The organism is Rhizobium sp. AB2/73, from assembly GCF_020871915.1.
Lineage (GTDB): Bacteria > Pseudomonadota > Alphaproteobacteria > Rhizobiales > Rhizobiaceae > Rhizobium > Rhizobium dioscoreae.
Genome location: NZ_CP067071.1, coordinates 867,090 through 886,198 on the forward strand (window position 1 = coordinate 867,090; position 19,109 = coordinate 886,198).

The window sequence follows — 19,109 nt, forward strand, 5'->3', positions numbered from 1 at the left end:
TCGACATTCATCACAATGTCACGAATCGAGCTTACCGGGGCGTGCTGGCCGGAAACATTCGAATGTTTCCGAGCCTCCTTCGATCATGGACGCTGTTTCAGGAGAAAGCCGATGTGGCTCAGCAATTTCACGCTCGTTCTTCCCAATGAGGTCGTCGAAAAGGGCGCCGTGCGCATCGAAGACGGCGTGATTGCCGAAATCCGCTCGGAGCCGGTGGAGCAGCCGACGTTTGATGGCGGCGGCCGTTTGCTGATGCCAGGCTTCGTCGACCTGCACTGCGACATGGTGGAGCGCGAGATCGCGCCGCGGCCGAATGCGATGATGCCGATCGATTTCGGCATTCATGAGCTGGATAAGAAGCTGGCGGCGGCCGGCGTCACCACCGCCTTTGCAGCACTCTCTTTCGCGACCGAAAGCGTCTATGGCCACGTCCGTTCGCTCGAAACCACTTCGGCTGTCATTCGCGGCATCGGCAGCCTGCGCGAGGAGCTCCTGATCGACCACCGTGTCCACGCACGCTACGAGATCACCAATCTCGGCGCGGCGCCGACCCTGGAGCGGCTTCTGGAAGAGGGCTCCGTCGATATGGTTTCGCTCACCGACCACACACCGGGGCAGGGGCAGTACAACGACATCGAAAGCTACATCCGCAGCATGTCGGAGCGCCGCTCCATGTCGCGGGAAGCCGCCGAGGAAGTGGTCGCACAGCGCATCGCGCAGCGCCAGGACCCGGAGATCGAGCGCAAGCTCCATGAGGTGGTCGAGCTTGCGCTGAAGCACAAGCTGTCGCTGGCCTCGCACGATGACGACAGTGCCGAGAAGGTGGCGGCGATGCACGATCTCGGCGTGACGATCAGCGAATTTCCGGTGACGGGACCGGCGGCGGAGGAAGCCTGCCGCCGCGGTCTCTGGACGCTGATGGGCGCACCGAACGCGCTGCGCGGCCAATCCATGTCCGGCAATCTCAGCGCATTGGACGCGGCTCGCTCCGGCCTGCTCGGCATCATCGCGGCCGATTATCATCCAGCTGCCTTCGTACCGGCGATCTTCAAGATCGCCGATGTTGTTACTGGCGGTCTGCCGGCGGCCGTTGCGACGGCAACCGCCAACGCTGCCCGTTCGGCCGGTCTGACGGATCGCGGCGAAATTGCCGTCGGCCAGCTTGCCGATCTGGTCGCCGTCGAGCCCGGTTCGGTTCACCGCATCCGCGCCACATTCCGCGGCGGCCGCATCGTCTATAGCGACGGCACGCTGCATCCGCTGATGGCAATGGCGGCGTGAGGAGGCATCTGGCATCCCCCTCATCCGCCCTTTGGGCACCTTCTCCCCGAGGGGAGAAGGGGTTTTTGCTAGACGCACCAGCTCGACAAAAGTATCTCGCTGAGAGGGTGACGTTTCCACCTTCCAATGGAGTTACACAGTCCCGGACGGATTAGCTTCGTTATTGAAAAGGCAGCATCCGAAGCACTTCCTCCTTCTCCCCTTGGGGAGAAGGTGCCCGAAGGGCGAATGAGGGGTTGTTCGACGCCAGAGTTGCGTAATTACTCTGCGTCTCCAAGCAGTGACAAAATCTGCCGTCCATCGACAGCAGGTGTTTTGCCGAGGCTAACGGCCTTGCCATCTTCCATCCTGACCTTGCCTTCCGCCAGCAGCCGCAGCGATTGCGGATAGAGCTGATGCTCGACCGTGAGCACGCGGGCGGCAAGGCTATCGGCGGTATCGTTGGTCAGGACAGGCACGGCGGCCTGGCCGACGACTGGCCCCTCATCCATGCCTTCGGTGACGAAATGTACGGTGCAGCCGGCAATGCGCATGCCGGCGTCGATGGTGCGCTGATGCGTATGCAGGCCGGGGAAAAGCGGCAGCAGGGAGGGATGAATGTTGATGATCCGGCCTTTGTAGGCCTGGATGAAGCGGCCGGAGAGCAGCCGCATATAGCCGGCAAGGCAGATGATGTCGGGCGAGAGGGCTTCAAGCTGTGCAAGGATTGCCTCTTCATGGGCTTCCTTGCTGACAAATTCTTTACGGACGAAAGCGAAGGTCGCAATGCCTTCCGCCGCAGCCTTTGCCAGCCCGCCGGCATCCGCCTTGTCGGAGATGACACCGACGATCTCGGCCGGGTAGTCCGCTGCCTTCGCGGCCTTCAGAAGAGCCAGCATGTTGGAGCCGCCGCCGGAGATGAAGACGACGACGCGTTTGCGCGGCGTGGTCATAGAGCGAGCGTGCCCTTATAGACGGTGCCGGGAGAGCCTTCTTCGCGAGCGACCATGCGGCCAAGCGTAACGACGGCTTCGCCTTCCGCCTCAAGCACCGCCTTCACGGCATCGACATTTTCTTGAGCGACGACCACGATCATGCCGATGCCGCAGTTGAAGGTGCGCAGCATTTCCTTTGCGTCGACGCCGCCCATCTTGGCAAGCCAGGAGAAGACCGGCGGAACCTTGACGGCGGCAAGATCGATTTCAGCGGCAAGATGCTTCGGCAGTACGCGCGGAATATTCTCTGGAAAGCCGCCGCCGGTGATGTGTGCGAGTGCCTTCAGGGCATGGGTTTCGCGGATGGCTTTCAGCAGCGGCTTCACATAGATGCGCGTCGGTGTCAGCAGCGCTTCGCCCAACGCCTTGCCTTCGGCGAAGGGAGCCGGTGCATCCCAGCCAAGGCCGGAAAGTTCGACGATCTTGCGTACCAGGGAGAAGCCGTTGGAATGAACCCCTGACGAAGCGAGGCCGAGAATGATGTCGCCTTCGGCAATATCGCCCGAGGGCAGCAGCTGGCCGCGTTCGGCGGCACCGACGGCAAAGCCCGCCAGATCGTAATCACCGTGGGAATACATGCCCGGCATTTCCGCCGTCTCGCCGCCGATCAGCGCACAGCCTGCGTCACGGCAGCCGGCCGCGATGCCGCCGACGATCGCCGCACCCTGGTCTGGGTCGAGCTTGCCGGTGGCGAAGTAATCAAGGAAGAACAGCGGCTCGGCGCCCTGGACGACCAGATCGTTCACGCACATGGCGACGAGGTCGATGCCGACGGTATCATGATAGTTGGCGTCGATCGCGATTTTCAGCTTGGTTCCGACGCCGTCATTGGCGGCGACCAGCACCGGATCGGTAAAACCCGCAGCCTTGAGGTCGAACAGGCCGCCAAAGCCGCCGATCTCGCCATCGGCACCCGGCCGGCGTGTCGAACGGACGGCAGGCTTGATCTTTTCGACCAGCAGGTTGCCGGCATCGATATCGACGCCCGCGTCGCTATAGGTCAGACCGTTTTTTCCAGACTGGCTCATGCTTCCGCCTCCGATGGCCGCCCGTCCATTGTGACAGGGCTTTGATCGGCTCGCCATTGCATGATAGGGGCCTTTATGCAAGGCGCAAGCGCCGCAAACCCTTCGATTTTCCCCGCTTCCCATTGCTCAAGGCAGATTTCCGGCCGCAGGCTTGACCATAATTGCGGCATCATCCTATGTCCTAAGCACACGGCAAACGGGCGTGAAACAACGGGGAAGACGATGGAGCAAAAGGTCAGTGGGGCGAGCCTCAAGCGCCAAGTCACCTTCTGGGTGATCGTGCTCGTCGTCTTCATCGCCTTTATCTATATCTTCAGCACGATCCTGCTGCCGTTTATCGCTGGCATGGCGGTAGCGTATTTCCTCGATCCGGTCGCCGACCGGCTCGAGCGGATCGGCCTCAGCCGCCTGATGGCGACGGTGGTGATCCTCGTTTCCTTCATACTGATCTTCGCGCTGGCGCTGACGATCTTCATCCCGATCATCGTCAATCAGTTCAACGATTTCATCCAGCACATTCCGACCTATGTGCAGCAGATCCAGCAGCTGATCGCTAAGGCGCAGACGATGGTGCTGCCGGATTGGATCCGCAACCAGCTCGGCGCGATCAAGGACAATTTCTCCAGCATCATGTCCGAAGGTTTGAGCTTCGTCGGCGGTCTGTTCGCGCAGCTCTGGAGCTCCGGCAAGGCGCTGGTCAACATCCTCTCGCTGATGGTCGTCACACCCGTCGTCGCCTTCTATATGCTGCTCGACTGGGATCGGATGGTCGCCAAGGTGGACGACTGGATCCCGCGCGATCATGTCGCCACCGTTCGCCAGATCGCTCGCGAGATCGATCAGGCGATCGCCGGCTTCATTCGAGGCCAGGGCTCGCTCTGCATCATTCTCGGCGTCTATTACGGCGTCGGTCTCTCGCTGGTCGGCCTGAATTTCGGCCTGCTGATCGGCCTCTTCGCCGGCATGATCAGCTTCATTCCCTATGTCGGCTCGATGGTCGGCCTCGTTCTGGCCGTCGGCGTCGCGCTGGTTCAGTTCTGGCCGGATTATCTCTGGGTCGGCCTGACGCTCGTCGTCTTCTTCACCGGCCAGTTTCTGGAAGGCAACGTGCTGCAGCCGAAGCTCGTCGGCGAAAGCGTGGGCCTCCATCCGGTCTGGCTGATGTTCGCCCTTTTTGCCTTTGGCGCGCTCTTCGGCTTCGTCGGGCTGCTGATAGCCGTTCCCGCCGCCGCCGCCTGCGGTGTTCTTGTCCGCTTCGCCCTTTCGCGCTACCTTCAGAGCGATCTCTATTATGGACGCTCGGAAGCGGGCAAGGCGCGCAGAGCCAAGGCCGGCAAGACCGAGAATAGCTAGACATGACCGACGCAAAGAACGCTGATCTAAGGCGGAAGGCCGCCGAGCAGCTGCCCTTGGCCTTTACGCATGATCCCGCAAATGGGCGCGACGATCTGCTCGTCGCCGATCCCTTGAGCGCGGCGGTGAAGATCGTCGATTCCTGGCCGCACTGGCCGTCGCCGGTGGTGATCCTGGCCGGTCCTGTCGGGTCGGGCAAATCGCATCTTGCCAGCATCTGGGCCGAACGGTGCGGCGCCGTCCACATTCATCCCGTTGCCGGCTCCGATGCCGCAGTTGCAGCGGTGAACGGCCCCGTCATTTTCGAGGATGTGGATCGCCTCGGCTTTGACGACACGGAACTCTTTCATGTCATCAACAGCGTGCGCGAAAACGGCACCAGTCTTCTGATGACGAGCCGGCTCTGGCCGATGTCCTGGCCGGTGACGCTGCCCGACCTGCGCTCGCGCCTGAAGGCCGCGACGGTGGTCGAGATCGGCGAGCCGGACGAGGAATTGCTGTCGCAGGTAATCGTCAAGCTCTTTGCCGACCGCCAGCTTTATATCGATGACAAACTCGTCCTCTATATCGTCAATCGCATGGAGCGTTCCCTGAACGCGGCGCAGCTGATCGTCGACAGGCTGGACCGGCTGGCATTGGCGCGAGGAACAAGGATCACGCGCCTGTTGGCAGCCGAGGTCTTGAACGAACTGGGTGGCTCCGGTCAGCCGGATTGAGCTGACATCGACTGTCACAGTTCCGTCGTCAAACTGATATACGTGGCACAGGATTGGAAAGAGGGTAGGTGGAACATGGACTCGGCACTCACGGAACATCAGGACGCCAACCAGGAAAATCCAGAGGCCGCACCTGCGGTCAGCGAATTGCTGACCAGCCCCGAGCGCTTCATCAACCGCGAATTCTCCTGGCTGCAGTTCAACCGCCGTGTCCTTGAGGAGACGCTGAACACCGCCCATCCGCTGCTGGAGCGCGTCCGCTTCCTCTCCATCTCCGCCGCCAACCTCGATGAATTTTTCATGGTGCGCGTCGCCGGCCTTGAAGGCCAGGTGCGCCAGAAGATCCTGGTGCGTACCCCAGATGGCAAGACGCCGGCGGAACAGCTCGATGATATCCTGCGCGAGATCGACAATCTTCAGATGGAGCAGCAGGCTTCGCTCGCCGTCCTGCAGCAATATCTCGCCAAGGAAGATATTCTGATCGTCCGCCCAGCTGCCCTTTCCGATGCCGATCGCCAGTGGCTCCATACCGAGTTCGAACAGGCGATCTTCCCGGTCCTGACGCCGCTTTCCATCGACCCGGCCCATCCGTTCCCGTTCATTCCGAACCTCGGCTTCTCGATCGCGCTGCAGCTGAAGAGCATGAATGGCCGCGAGCCGATGACGGCGCTGCTGCGCCTGCCGCCGGCGCTCGATCGTTTCGTCCGCCTGCCTGACGCCAGCAACGTCATTCGCTACATCACGCTCGAGGATGTGGTGAACATCTTCATCCACCGGCTCTATCCCGGCTATGAGGTGCAGGGTTCCGGTACGTTCCGCATCATCCGAGACAGCGATATCGAAGTCGAGGAAGAGGCCGAAGATCTGGTGCGCTTCTTCGAAACCGCGCTGAAGCGCCGCCGTCGCGGCTCGGTGATCCGCATCGAGACGGACTCTGAAATGCCGCTCGAGCTTCGTCAATTCGTGGTGGAGTCGCTGAACGTTCCGGGAAACCGCATTGCGGTTCTGCCCGGCCTTCTCGCGCTCAACACGCTTTCCGAAATTTGCAAGGCGCCGCGCGACGATCTGCGCTTCGAGCCCTACAACGCCCGATTTCCTGAGCGCGTCCGGGAACATGCCGGCGATTGCTTCGCCGCGATCCGTGAAAAGGACATGGTCGTCCACCACCCCTATGAATCCTTCGACGTGGTGGTCCAATTCCTTCTCCAGGCTGCTAGGGATCCTGACGTTCTGGCGATAAAGCAGACGCTTTACCGCACCTCCAACGACAGCCCGATCGTCCGCGCGCTGATCGATGCAGCCGATCTCGGTAAATCTGTTACCGCGCTGGTGGAACTGAAGGCCCGGTTCGACGAAGAAGCCAACATCCGCTGGGCACGCGATCTGGAGCGCGCCGGCGTGCAGGTCGTCTTCGGCTTCATCGAGCTCAAGACCCATTCGAAGATGTCCATGGTTGTGCGCCGCGAAGACGGCAAGCTCCGCACCTACTGCCATCTCGGCACGGGCAACTATCATCCGGTTACCGCCAAGATTTACACCGATCTTTCCTACTTCACCTGCGATCCGACGATCGCTCACGACATGGCGAACATCTTCAACTTCATCACCGGTTATGGTGAGCCGGAACAGGGCATGAAGATCGCCGTTTCGCCCTATACGCTGCGTCCGCGCATCCTCCAGCATATCGAAGGCGAGATCGAACATGCCAAGAACGGCCGTCCGGCGGCGATCTGGATGAAGATGAATTCGCTCGTCGATCCCGAAATCATCGACGCACTTTATCGCGCCAGCAACGCCGGCGTCGATATCGAGCTTGTCGTGCGCGGCATTTGCTGCCTGCGTCCCCAGATTCCCGGACTTTCGGAAAGGATCCGCGTCAAGTCGATCGTCGGCCGCTTCCTCGAGCACAGCCGCATCTTCTGCTTCGGCGACGGCCACGGCCTGCCGTCGGACAAGGCGCTAGTCTATATCGGCTCGGCCGACATGATGCCGAGAAACCTCGACCGCCGCGTCGAAACCCTCGTCCCGCTCACCAACAAGACCGTGCATGAACAGGTGCTTTCACAGATCATGCTGGGCAATATCATTGACAATCAGCAAAGCTACGAGATATTGCCGGACGGGACTTCACGGCGCATGGAAGTGCGTCAGGGAAAAGAGCCATTCAATGCACAGCAGTATTTCATGACCAATCCCAGCCTGTCCGGCCGTGGTGAAGCCTTGAAATCCAGCGCACCGAAACTCATCGCTGGGCTGCTGTCGGGCCGCAACAAATAAATTGGACCTGCATGGTTGAATCAGAAGCCCAGGGGCGTCTTCCGGGCATCGCCCCTGTCTCCGTTGTCGATATCGGGTCGAATTCGGTCCGTCTTGTCGTTTATGAAGGCCATTCGCGGTCGCCGACCATCCTCTTCAACGAAAAAGTGCTATGTGGCCTGGGCAAAGGCATAGCTCTGACGGGAAAGATGGATGAGGAAAGCGTAGCGCGGGCACTGGCCGCACTGCATCGCTTCAAGGCGCTCTCCGATCAGGCGCGCGCATCCACCATCTACGTGCTGGCGACAGCTGCGGCGCGTGAGGCCAGCAACGGTCCGCAGTTCATCCATCAGGCAGAAGCCATCCTCCAGCGCAAGGTGCGGGTGCTTTCGGGCGAAGAAGAGGCACGCTTTTCCGCGCTTGGCATTATCAGCGGTTTTTACCACCCCGATGGCATTGCCGGAGATCTTGGTGGCGGCTCGCTGGAGCTGATCGACATCAAGGACCGGGAGATCGGCAAAGGCATCACGCTGCCGCTCGGCGGCCTGCGCCTGTCGGAATATGCCGGCGGTTCGATTGAAAAGGCGCGCAGCTTCGCGCGCAAGCACGTTAAGACCGCGAAGCTCTTGAGCAAGGGCGAGGGCCGCACTTTCTACGCAGTTGGCGGCACGTGGCGAAGCGTAGCCAAGCTGCACATGGAAATCCGCAAATATCCGCTGCACATGATGCAGGGCTATGAAGTGCCGCTCGATGAGATGCTGCGCTTCCTGGACCAGATCGTCGAATCGAAGGATTCAAAGGATCCGGCGTTGCAGGCGGTTTCCAAGCATCGTCGTTCGCTGCTGCCTTTCGGCGCGGTCGCCATGCGCGAAGTACTGACCGCCATGAAGCCGTCCGTCATCTCCTTTTCCGCGCAGGGCGTGCGCGAAGGCTACCTCTACTCGTTGTTGACCGAGGCCGAGCGCAACAGCGACCCGCTGCTGACCGCAGCAGGCGAACTTGCCATTCTGCGTGCGCGCTCACCGGAACATGCCCGCGAGCTTGCCGATTGGACTGGCCGGATGATGCCCTTTTTCGGTATAACCGAGACCGAGGAAGAGAGCCGCTATCGCCAGGCAGCCTGTCTGCTTGCCGATATCAGCTGGCGCGCCCATCCGGATTACCGCGGGCTGCAGGCGCTGAATATCATCGCTCATACTTCTTTTGTCGGCATTACCCATGCCGGCCGTGCCTTCATCGCGCTTGCCAACTACTATCGCTTCGAGGGCTTGAACGACGACGGGGCGACCGAGCCGCTGGCGACGATTGCAACTCCGCTTTACCTCGAACGCGCCAAGCTGCTCGGCGGCCTGCTGCGCGTCGTCTATCTCTTTTCGGCGTCGATGCCCGGTATCGTGCGCAATCTGTCGTTTCGCCGTTCGACGAACCCGGATCTGGATCTCGAATTCGTCGTCCCCGCCGAATATCACGATTTTGCCGGCGAGCGACTGGACGGACGCCTGCAGCAGCTCGGCAAGCTCACCAACCGTCGGCTGGCCTTCTGCTTTGAATGACAGACAACCCTCTCCCCAGCGGGGAGAAGGTCGCGCGCGGCGCGGGTTGAGGGGGCTTTCGCCTAAGGCTCGAAAAACTGCCTGTCATAAAGCGTTCCCCCTCATCCGCCCTTCGGGCACCTTCTCCTGGGGGGATGGGGGTTTTTTACTTCGCGTTCAGGAAATCGCCGACTTCGAGAAGGCTGAATTCATTGTCGTCAGCCTTGTCGACGGCGCGGCCCGCCGAGAAGGGTAGGTTGTTGTCGTTGCCGATGATGATGTGTGTGGCATCGACGCGGTCGACATTCTCGATGGTGACGAAGGGCATGTCGTAGAAGCCATCGCCGCCGCCCTGGCGACGCTTGTGATCGGGATCTTCGATGCGCAGCAGATCGATATAGCCGATCTTGCGAACGGACTTGCCGACATTGGCGTCGCTGAACTCGATCTTGTAGACGCGCTTCAGCTCGGCCGGAGCCTCGAAGCAATCCGGCTTCGGCTGCTTGGGATCGGCGCAGGCCTTGTTCTTCGTGCCGGCGCCGTTGTCGCGTTCGATGACCAGGGCCGTCGTCTCGTCGAGCATGTTGAAATCGCCGATCGATACACCCTTGTCCGCGAAGGGATAGAGCCAGCTGCGACCGGTCCAGCTCTTCGACGCAACGTCGAATTCGATGACACGGATGGCTGTCTTGCCGTCGACGCTCTCCATCTGGCCGTCATCCTTGTAGATCGCGCCTTCCAGCAGACCATAGAGCTTGGAGCCGTCCTTCGACATGGCGAGGCCCTCGAAGCCGCCCGAGCGCTTCAGGTTGAAGGCCGGCATCTTCTGCGTGGGGTTGCCGGGCAGCTGGATCAGCGGATTGTCAGGAGACAGGACCGGCTTGCCGTCGAGCGTCGTTGCGAAGACGTCGGTCAGTTGGCCGTTCGTGTCGAACTTCAGCAGGTAAGGGCCGAACTCGTCGCCGATCCAGAAGCCGTCGGCAACTGGCTGGATCGATTCGATGTCGAAGTCGGCGCCCGTCAGGTAACGCTTGTCGGCGCCTTCCATAACGATCGGGAAGGGGGCCTTCTTGTTCGGGTCGGATAGGAACAGGTTCTTGACGACTTCGACCTTGCCGCTGGCCCAGTCGAATTTCAGCTGATGCAGGAAAAGCATCGCATCCGACGAGTTCTGCTTCGAGCCGAAACCGTTGTCGGAGAGCGTCCAGAAGGTGCCGTCAGGCATGGTCTTGATGCCGGAGAAGCCCTGGATCGGCTGGCCGGCGAAGGGCAGCTTCAGGTCGGTGACGCGGGCGCCATCCTTGCCCGGCACTGTGCCGAGAGCGTCGGTGCGCTTGCGATCCGGCGTGGTGAATTTGCCTGACGTTTTCAAGAAATCTGCCGCATCGGCTGGGGCGGCAATGATGGTGTTGGCCGGCAGGATCGCCTGTCCGACGAGCTTTGCCTTGAATTGCTGCTCGTCTGCCTGCGCCGAGGCGGCAAGCAGAATGAAAAGTGCCGTGGAAGCGGAAAGCATTCGGGTCATCATGTCACCTTGTTGGCGAGAAGTGGTGAAAACAATCCCGCTTAACAGGGGAGCCATGTCGGTGAATTAACGCTCAGGTGAAGATTTGGTGACTGTGGACAACCCATAGGCTGTGAAGCCCTGGCGTGCATCAATATCGGGCTGCAGCTAGCGATGTGTATTCCTTACGATATATTGCGAATGGTCTTCAGCGCCTGCTGGTCCTGCGTGTGAAGGGCGATGACGCCAAGGTGCTGATCGCGGCCGCGAACGGCATGCTCGCCGAGCTCTTCCTTGATGATCCCTTCGGGAAGCTCCATCCTTCTGGCAAGGTCGCTTGAAATCAGCACCTGACGCTCCAGCGTTTTGCAGAGAGACTCCAGCCTTGCGGTCGTGTTCACCGTGTCGCCGAAATAGGCGATCTTGTGGTGGTCGACGCCAATTTCGGCCGTTACGACGCTGCCGCCATGGAGAGCGGCTCGCAAACGCGGTACCCTGCCATAGGATTTCAGCCATGTTCCGGCGTTTTTTTCGATATCGTCGAGGATATTGAAGACGCAGCGCACGCAATTGGCATTCTTGACGCCCCGTTGGAGCGGCCAGGTGATGATGGCTGCATCGCCGATATAGTCGTCGATCGCGCCCTTGTGCCGTCGCACCGGCTCGGCCATGGCACCGAACACCGCGCCGAGGAATGCCTGCGTTTTCAGGTCGCCATGCTCCTCGGCAAAAGCTGTCGAGCCGACGAGATCGATGAAAAGAAAGACACGCTCCTCCTGCACCGGATTGCGGTAGCGGCCGGTCAACAGGCTGGAGAAGACGTCGCGCCCGAGCAATTCCCGCACGCGGCCGATGAAAATGACGATGGCGGTCACGACGACGGCATAGAGATAGACGTCTATCGTCAGCAGCGTGAGGTCTTTCCAGGTGCCAACGACCAGCCCCAGCAGCTTCATGATACTGCCGGCCATGGCGTAACCGGCGCTCATCAGCAGGAAATCGACGACCAGGGCCGAAAGGATGAAGGCCGGCGTCGGCAGCCGATGCATCCAGTCGTTCAGCCGCGGCAGGATCATGCGGCGTTCGAAGGCCAGCAGCGGCATGCCGCAGAACAGCGCGAAGACGGCACCGATGTACATCGGCGCCTGTGGAAAGAATAGCTTGCCGTAGATGACGCCCGTCGAAGCGACGAATAGCGATGTCAGGATCCAGTTGCGCATCGAATGGAAGATGCCCATTCACTTTTCCGCCGAGAAGCGACGCCCGTTATCGACGCGGGATTGCGCCGGCAAACTGGAACGTCATCGAATAGAACGATTACACAAGACGTTCATTTCACGAGATTTACGGCGCAATCGTGATGGCAGCCGGCATCTCGATACATGAAACATACGCAATCGTAAGACGGCGGGAAAGGAGAATGTAGCGGCTAGAGGGCGATGGTTTCGATCCGCTTGCCGACGAAGCGCAGGGCCACCTGGCCCTGGATCAGCTGCAGGGCAGTCTCGCCAAAAAGATCTCGACGCCAGCCGGTTAACGCGGCGACATCGGCCTTCTCGCCCTCGGCGGCGATCTTGTCGAGATCGTCGCTGTTGGCGATGACCTTCGGCGCAACGCCATGCTTTTCCGCAATCAGCTTCAAAAGGACCTTCAACAGTTCGGAAGCCGCTGCCGTGCCCTCGGGAGCCTGCTGGTGGCGCGGCGGATGCGGCATTTCTGCCTTCGGCAGCGCCAGCGCCGCGTTGATCGCTTCAAGCACCGCCGTACCGGCTGCCGAGCGCTCCCAGCCTTTCGGAATGGTGCGCAGACGCGCCAGCGCTTCGGTGTCTTTCGGCTGCTGCTGGGCGATCTCATAGATCGCGTCATCCTTCAGCACGCGGGCGCGCGGGACATTACGGGCACGCGCTTCGCGTTCGCGCCAGGCTGCAACGTATTTCAATACCGCCAGCTCTTGCGGTTTGCGCAGCCGCATCTTCAACCGCTGCCATGCATCGTCCGGATGCAGGTCGTAGGTCTCGCGCGCTTCGAGGATCGCCATCTCCTCCTGCAGCCAGGAGGCGCGCCCTTCGCGCTGCAATTGCTCCTTGAGCGAGAGATAGACATCGCGCAGATGCGTCACGTCGGCGAGTGCATAGTCGAGCTGCTTTTCCGAGAGCGGGCGCCGGCTCCAGTCGGTAAAGCGCGAGGATTTGTCAATATGGACATTCTTGATGCGGCTGACGAGCTGATCGTAGGAAACCGAATCGCCGAAGCCGCAGACCATCGCCGCAACTTGGGTATCGAAGATCGGATGCGGAATGAGATTGCCGCGATGGAAGATGATTTCGATGTCCTGGCGAGCAGCATGAAACACCTTCAAAACCGATGGGTTGGCCATCAGTTCGAAGAAGGGTGCCAGATCCAGCCCCTTGGCCAGCGGGTCCACCAGCACTTCCGTGGTGGGGCTTGCCATCTGTATCAAACACAGCTCCGGCCAGAAGGTCGTTTCTCGCAGGAATTCCGTATCGATGGTGATGAATTCCGACTTGGCCAGCTCTTGGCAGGCCGCCTCCAATTGGGCGGTAGTTTCGATCATATCAACACATTCAATGGTAAAATACTTTCTTAACTTCCTTCTCCTTTCAGCCGGATATGTCAATACTTTCGCGGACAAAGCTCTTGCCGCATTTCGCTTTTCGCTGAAATTGCCGGAAACAGGGATGGCTTTGACCAAGGCCACTGGAAATTGAAGAGGCTCGCAATCGGCTAGGCCACCCGCACGTAACTCGTCATGCCCGTCTTCTGGTGTTCGATGATATGGCAATGCAGCAGCCAGTCGCCGGGATTGCCGGCAACGAAGGCAAGCTGCACCTTTTCATCCGGCTGGATCAGATAGGTATCGGAGACGAAGGGCTGCACCTGCCGCGTTGAAGAGGAGATGACGGTAAAGCTCATTCCGTGCAGGTGAATCGGATGGCTGTGCGGCGTGACGTTTTCCATGTCTATGATATAGCTCTTGCCGAGCTTGAGTTCGGCAAGCGGTGCGGTTGGATCGGGCGTATCGCCCGGCCACGGCACCTTGTTGATCGCCCAGAAACTGTAGCCGAGCGAGCCGCAAATGCTGTTATCGGCGGTGTTCTCCGCCGTCGAGCTCAGGATCAGCGGAATATGGGTGGCGGAACCGAGGTCTGCCTTCTGCACGGGATTATCTTCGAGCGGCGCCAGATCGCGCATGTCGCGCTTCAATGATGCGCCCACGGCGCGTAGCGTCGCCAGCACCTTCGGATTGGTCCCTTTGATGTCTTCAAGCTTGACGACGGCGCCTTCGTTGTCCGGCATTCGCACTGCCAATTCCAGTCGTTGTCCGGGACCGAGTTGCAGGAGATCGAGCGGAAAGCGCTGCGGCACGGGATTGCCGTCGATCGCGATCACAGTCGCTTCGGCGCCGTCCATGCGGAAGGAATAGATGCGCGTGACGTCGGTGATGGCAATGCGCAGCCGCACCAGCCCGCCGGAAGGCGCGTCATATTGCGGCTCCTGCTGCCAATTGGCGGTCCGCACCGTGCCATAGGTGCCGGATTTGGCCGCATCACGCGGCTTGAATTGCGCGATGAATTGGCCGTCGCTGCCGAGCCGCCAATCGCGCAGATTGAGCACCACTTCCGAATCGAAGGCGGGATCCTTGGGGTTCTCGACCACTATGACGCCGGTCATGCCGTGGCCCATCTGCTCCAGCGTATTGCAATGCGGGTGATACCAGAAGGTGCCGGCGTCCGGCGGCGTAAAGGCGTAATCGAAATGATCGCCGGTATAGACGTAGGGCTGGGTGAGGAAGGGCACGCCGTCCATATTGTTGGGCAGACGAATGCCGTGCCAATGGATAGTCGTCGGATCGTCTATGCCGTTGATCAGTCGCGCGGCGAAGGGCTCCCCCTTCTTCATGCGCACGACCGGCGGCATGCCGGCGTCCCCATAGGTGAGCACGTTCTTGGTTTTGCCGCCGTCGGTAAGGTTTGCCTCGATCTTGGCCGTCTTCAGCGTGAGTGGCTCGGCGGCCGCCGCCTTGCCCGCAAATTTCCCGGCGATCCCGATACCGACGCCATAAGCACCGGCAACTGCTGAAGCTTTCAAAAGATTGCGGCGGGTGAGGATCGGCATGTCATGCTCCGGAGGGAAGATATACGGCTGCCTGTTTAAAGTTGACCGTGATGTTCAGCAATGGCATCAAGGTAGCCAAACTGCCGCAGCAGCTACTTGCGGCTGTCGATATGTTTATCGTCATGCTGGATCTCGATAGAGCCGTATGCTTTCCTGGACGCAATCGCCAAAACAGGAGGGCGCATGCGCCGCGACGTACCGGCTCGATTGCGCCAATTCGCGAAAACAATGCGCAGCTGCGACGTTTTCCAAAGCGCAGCGTAATTTCTAAGCCATTGAAATTGCAAGAGCGAGGGTCCTCTTCTCGCTCGTATAATTCAAAGATTAGGTGCATCCCTACCTACCCCCTCTCTTGCAAAAACTAAGACTTAGAAGAGGGACGAGCCCTCATCTAAGCCTAAGTTTTTGCTTTCTCGCCCGCCGGGGGCGAGAAAGCCATGCGTTCGAGCCTTGACAAATCGGGCGCACCATGCGCTTTTCCGCCCGATTTTCTCGTCGGCGGGCGAGGGGTTTGCATGTCCTTGCGCCACCGCCCGCCAAGCCCAGGATATATACTATGCATCGCTATCGCAGCCACACATGCGCCGCCCTGCGCAAGTCCGACGTCGGTTCGACCGTCCGCATTGCCGGCTGGGTTCATCGCGTCCGAGATCACGGCGGCGTGCTGTTCATCGACCTGCGCGATCACTACGGCATCACCCAGGTCGTTGCCGACCCTGATTCTCCGGCATTCAAGCTCGCCGAAACCGTTCGTGGCGAGTGGGTCATCCGCATCGACGGCCTGGTCAAAGCCCGTACGGAAGACACCGTCAACAAGAACATGCCGACCGGCGAGATCGAGCTTTACGCCCAGGAGATCGAAGTGCTCTCCGCCGCCAAGGAGCTGCCGCTGCCCGTTTTCGGCGAGCCGGACTATCCGGAAGACGTTCGCCTGAAGTATCGCTTCCTCGATCTGCGCCGCGAAACGTTGCACAAGAACATCGTCAAGCGCACGCAGATCATCTCGTCCATGCGTCGCCACATGGGCGAAGTGGGCTTCACCGAATATACGACCCCGATCCTGACGGCCTCGTCGCCGGAAGGCGCACGCGACTTCCTGGTGCCGAGCCGTATTCATCCCGGCACCTTCTACGCGCTGCCGCAGGCGCCGCAGCAGTACAAGCAGTTGCTGATGGTTGCCGGTTTCGACCGCTACTTCCAGATCGCGCCGTGCTTCCGCGATGAAGACCCGCGTGCCGACCGTCTGCCGGGTGAATTCTACCAGCTCGACCTCGAAATGAGCTTCGTAACGCAGGAAGACGTCTGGAACACCATGGGTCCGCTGATGACCCAGGTGTTCGAAGAGTTTGCAGACGGCAAGCCGGTCACCAAGGAATGGCCGCGCATCCCCTATGACGTCGCCATCCGCAAATATGGCTCCGACAAGCCGGACCTGCGCAATCCGATCGTCATGGAAGCCGTTACCGAGCATTTTGCCGGCTCCGGCTTCAAGGTCTTCGCCAACATGATCGCCTCCAACCCCAAAGTCGAAGTCTGGGCCATCCCGGCCAAGACCGGCGGTTCGCGCGCCTTCTGCGATCGCATGAACGCCTGGGCACAGAGCCAGGGCCAGCCGGGCCTCGGCTACATCTTCTGGCGCAAGGAAGGCGAAAAGCTCGAAGGTGCCGGCCCGCTCGCCAAGAACATCGGCGAAGAGCGCACGGATGCGATCCGCACCCAGCTCGGCCTCGATGATGGCGATGCCTGCTTCTTCGTCGCCGGCGATCCCGCCAAGTTCTACAAGTTTGCCGGTGAAGCCCGTAACCGTGCCGCCGACGAACTGAACCTGATCGATCGCGATCGCTTCGAGCTGTGCTGGATCGTCGACTTCCCGTTCTTCGAATGGAGCGAGGAAGAAAAGAAGATCGATTTCGCTCACAACCCGTTCTCGATGCCGCAGGGCGGTCTCGAGGCGCTGCAGAACCAGGATCCCCTGACGATCAAGGCGTTCCAGTACGACGCCGTCTGCAACGGCTTCGAAATCGCGTCGGGCTCGATCCGTAACCAGTCGCCGGAAACCATGGTCGCCGCCTTCGAAAAGGTCGGCCTTAGCCAGACTGATGTCGAAGAGCGCTTCGGCGGTCTTTACCGCGCCTTCCAGTATGGCGCGCCTCCGCACGGCGGTGCTGCCTTCGGCATCGACCGTATCGTCATGCTGCTGGTCGGCGCCAAGAACCTGCGCGAGATCTCGCTCTTCCCGATGAACCAGCAGGCACAGGATCTGCTGATGGGCGCTCCTTCGGCCGCAACGCCGACGCAGCTGCGCGAACTGGCGATCCGCCCGGTGCCGCCGGTCAAGAAGGACTAAGATCTCCAAGGTTTGACAAAATACAAAACCCGGCGAACTCAATCGCCGGGTTTTTGCTTGTCTGCTGATATCAGTTAGATTGCGGCATAGACCGCTTTCGCCAGGTCGATCGTGAATTGCCCCCACATGCCTTCGAGCGCTGTATTCGTCAGCGCGACCACCGTCAGGCCCTTTTGGGCATCGACGAACCAGCTGTGCCCATAGACACCGCCCCATTTGATCGTGCCAGCCGAGAAGGGGACCTGAGCGACGACGGGATCGAGGACGACGGACCAGCCGTAGCCGAAACCGAAGCCCGCTTGTTGCGCCTGCATATGGCCGCCCGCCTGATCTGACATCATGGTCTTCACAGTATCGGAAGAGAGCAGCGGTGCTCCACCCTTTCTGATCGTGTCCAGAATGGCAAGGATGTCGCTTGCCGTTCCGGCCATGCCGGCGCCGCCGGAGTGGTAGGAAGCGGGATCGAATATCCTGTCGGGTGCAAAGCGGATCGTGCCATCGAAGATCGGAACGAGCGCCTCATCTCCCATCCGTTGCGGCTCGGGAGCATCATTCACATAGGCGGCTGCCAGGCGGCTGCGGTCGCGCACGTAGAAGCCCGTGTCGGAAAGGCCGAGCGGCTTCATGACAAGATCGGCAACCGCACCGCCGAGCGGGCCGCCGGTTTCCTTCTCGATGATGCCGCCAAGGACATCCATCGCCAGGGAATACTGCCAGTTTTGGCCCGGCGCGAAGAGAAGGGGTTCGCTGGCGAGGCGCTGGAGGTTGTCTGCCAGCGAACGACCCGGTGTGTCCAGCCCGTCGGATACGCCAGCCCTGTGATAGGGGCCATCCTGCGCCTCAGCGAATGTGTAGCCCAACCCGGAGGTATGGGTGAGAAGATGCCGGATGCGGATAACGGCTTCGCCGCCATCGGGCAGACGCGGCCGGAAATCCGGGAGCCATTTGGTGATCGGATCGTCGAGACCGATGCGGCCCTGTTCGACGAGCCGCATGGCGGCAATGGTGACGATCGGCTTGGTGACAGAGGCAAGGCGGAAGATGGCATCTTCCCGCATTGCGACTTTATTTTCGCGATCCGCCAGACCGGCGGCACGGGCGTAGACCAATTCACCGTCCTGAGCGATCAGAACGACGGTCCCGACCAGCCTTTTGTCTGCCAGTGCGGAATCGATTGCAGCATCGACGCCTTCAGCGAGGCTGCCGTCGTTGAGCGGAGCGAAATTTTCCAGTGGAAGACTCATGGGGAAAAACCTTATATAATCACAATGACCATTCCTGAATAAACCAAGTCGGGAAATAATTCTAGAGTGACCATTGTGAAAAATATTGAAGAGAAGGAAAATTCTTCGCCACGCAAGCGCGGGCGCCCGCCCGCCTTCGATCGCGAAACGGTTCTTGCCGCCGCGCGGGATACTTTCTGGAAGCACGGCTACGACGGCTCCTCCATTGCCGATCTGACGGCGGCGATGGGCATAACGCCGCAAAGCCTCTATGCCGCCTTCGGTTCGAAGGCCGAGCTCTATCGTGAGACGCTGGATCAATATCGGCGCATGCCGCGGCCGGAACCCGGCAATCCCTTCCAGGACAAGGTGGATACCGTGACTGCCTTCGAGCGCTTTCTGACGAACTCCGCCAAGATCTTCACGGCTCCGGAGCATCCAAAGGGCTGCATGATATCCACAGCGGTGCTGAATTGTGCGGAGGAGAACGAGCCGATTGCCCATCATGTCGCATCGATGCGTCTGCAGACGCTGGATATCTTCACCGCCCGCATCGAGCGCGGTATCGCGGAGGGGGATATGCGGCCGGACGCGGACGCTCGGTCGCTCGCGCGCTTTCTCGGTGCGATCGTACAGGGCATGTCCGTTCAGGCCCGCGATGGGGCGACGACGGAGGAATTGCTTGCCCTCTTGTCTCATGCGCTCGACGAACTGAAAAGCTATCAAGTGCGGCAGGAAGCCTGAGCCGAGGCAAAGAA

The 19,109-nt window shown here is 60.4% G+C and carries 14 protein-coding genes; 7 read left to right on the top strand and 7 right to left on the bottom strand.

From position 1 onward, the window contains the following. The first annotated feature begins 111 nt into the window (after positions 1–111). Complete coding sequence (locus I8E17_RS04400; RefSeq protein ID WP_069616222.1) at positions 112–1,281, top strand: alpha-D-ribose 1-methylphosphonate 5-triphosphate diphosphatase; 1,170 nt, start codon at positions 112–114, stop codon at positions 1,279–1,281. A 260-nt stretch (positions 1,282–1,541) separates the two neighbouring features. Here the strand turns inward: I8E17_RS04400 and purN are convergent, their stop codons facing one another. Both purN and purM read right to left on the bottom strand, forming a co-directional pair. Further along, a complete protein-coding gene (gene purN, locus I8E17_RS04405) occupies positions 1,542–2,213 on the bottom strand; it encodes a phosphoribosylglycinamide formyltransferase (protein ID WP_069616223.1) in 672 nt (223 codons plus the stop codon). Further along, positions 2,210–3,283 (bottom strand): phosphoribosylformylglycinamidine cyclo-ligase, encoded by a 1,074-nt coding sequence (gene purM, locus I8E17_RS04410; protein ID WP_069616224.1) that lies wholly within the window; start codon positions 3,281–3,283, stop codon positions 2,210–2,212. The genes purN and purM overlap by 4 nt, the downstream gene beginning before the upstream one ends. Before the next feature lie 222 nt (positions 3,284–3,505). On the opposite strand from purM, the gene I8E17_RS04415 reads away from it, so the two are divergent. From I8E17_RS04415 to ppx, 4 genes are all read left to right on the top strand, one after another. Beyond that, on the top strand, positions 3,506–4,636 hold the full coding sequence (locus tag I8E17_RS04415; RefSeq protein WP_069616225.1) for an AI-2E family transporter: 1,131 nt from the start codon (positions 3,506–3,508) through the stop codon (positions 4,634–4,636). 2 nt (positions 4,637–4,638) lie between these two features. Further along, the gene (hdaA, locus tag I8E17_RS04420; RefSeq protein ID WP_069616226.1) at positions 4,639–5,352 is read left to right on the top strand and encodes a DnaA regulatory inactivator HdaA; all 714 of its coding nucleotides are present in this window, start codon (positions 4,639–4,641) and stop codon (positions 5,350–5,352) included. Positions 5,353–5,427: 75 nt separating this feature from the next. Then, entirely contained in the window at positions 5,428–7,629 is a 2,202-nt protein-coding gene (locus I8E17_RS04425) for an RNA degradosome polyphosphate kinase (protein ID WP_069616227.1), read from the top strand. 11 nt (positions 7,630–7,640) lie between these two features. After that, positions 7,641–9,161, top strand: coding sequence for an exopolyphosphatase (gene ppx, locus I8E17_RS04430; RefSeq protein ID WP_069616228.1), 1,521 nt, complete (start codon positions 7,641–7,643; stop codon positions 9,159–9,161). Positions 9,162–9,306: 145 nt separating this feature from the next. Here the strand turns inward: ppx and I8E17_RS04435 are convergent, their stop codons facing one another. The 4 genes from I8E17_RS04435 to I8E17_RS04450 all read right to left on the bottom strand — a co-directional run bounded on the left by I8E17_RS04435 (position 9,307) and on the right by I8E17_RS04450 (position 14,781). Continuing rightward, on the bottom strand, positions 9,307–10,665 hold the full coding sequence (locus I8E17_RS04435; protein WP_069616329.1) for an esterase-like activity of phytase family protein: 1,359 nt from the start codon (positions 10,663–10,665) through the stop codon (positions 9,307–9,309). Between the two features lie 164 nt (positions 10,666–10,829). Beyond that, complete coding sequence (locus I8E17_RS04440) at positions 10,830–11,882, bottom strand: adenylate/guanylate cyclase domain-containing protein (protein ID WP_069616229.1); 1,053 nt, start codon at positions 11,880–11,882, stop codon at positions 10,830–10,832. A 191-nt stretch (positions 11,883–12,073) separates the two neighbouring features. Further along, positions 12,074–13,219 carry a ribonuclease D gene (gene rnd, locus I8E17_RS04445; protein ID WP_069616230.1) on the bottom strand — a complete coding sequence of 382 codons (1,146 nt, stop codon included), beginning with the start codon at positions 13,217–13,219 and terminating at the stop codon, positions 12,074–12,076. Positions 13,220–13,389: 170 nt separating this feature from the next. Then, positions 13,390–14,781, bottom strand: a complete 1,392-nt coding sequence (locus tag I8E17_RS04450; RefSeq protein WP_069616231.1) for a multicopper oxidase family protein — start codon at positions 14,779–14,781, stop codon at positions 13,390–13,392. 556 nt (positions 14,782–15,337) lie between these two features. Between I8E17_RS04450 and aspS the strand changes: the two genes are divergently transcribed. After that, the gene (gene aspS / locus I8E17_RS04455; RefSeq protein WP_069616232.1) at positions 15,338–17,128 is read left to right on the top strand and encodes an aspartate--tRNA ligase; all 1,791 of its coding nucleotides are present in this window, start codon (positions 15,338–15,340) and stop codon (positions 17,126–17,128) included. A 74-nt stretch (positions 17,129–17,202) separates the two neighbouring features. Here aspS and I8E17_RS04460 read toward each other — a convergent pair whose 3' ends face one another. Beyond that, positions 17,203–18,372 carry a serine hydrolase domain-containing protein gene (locus I8E17_RS04460; protein ID WP_069616233.1) on the bottom strand — a complete coding sequence of 390 codons (1,170 nt, stop codon included), beginning with the start codon at positions 18,370–18,372 and terminating at the stop codon, positions 17,203–17,205. A 66-nt stretch (positions 18,373–18,438) separates the two neighbouring features. On the opposite strand from I8E17_RS04460, the gene I8E17_RS04465 reads away from it, so the two are divergent. After that, complete coding sequence (locus tag I8E17_RS04465; protein ID WP_176728076.1) at positions 18,439–19,095, top strand: TetR/AcrR family transcriptional regulator; 657 nt, start codon at positions 18,439–18,441, stop codon at positions 19,093–19,095. Positions 19,096–19,109: the final 14 nt, after the last annotated feature.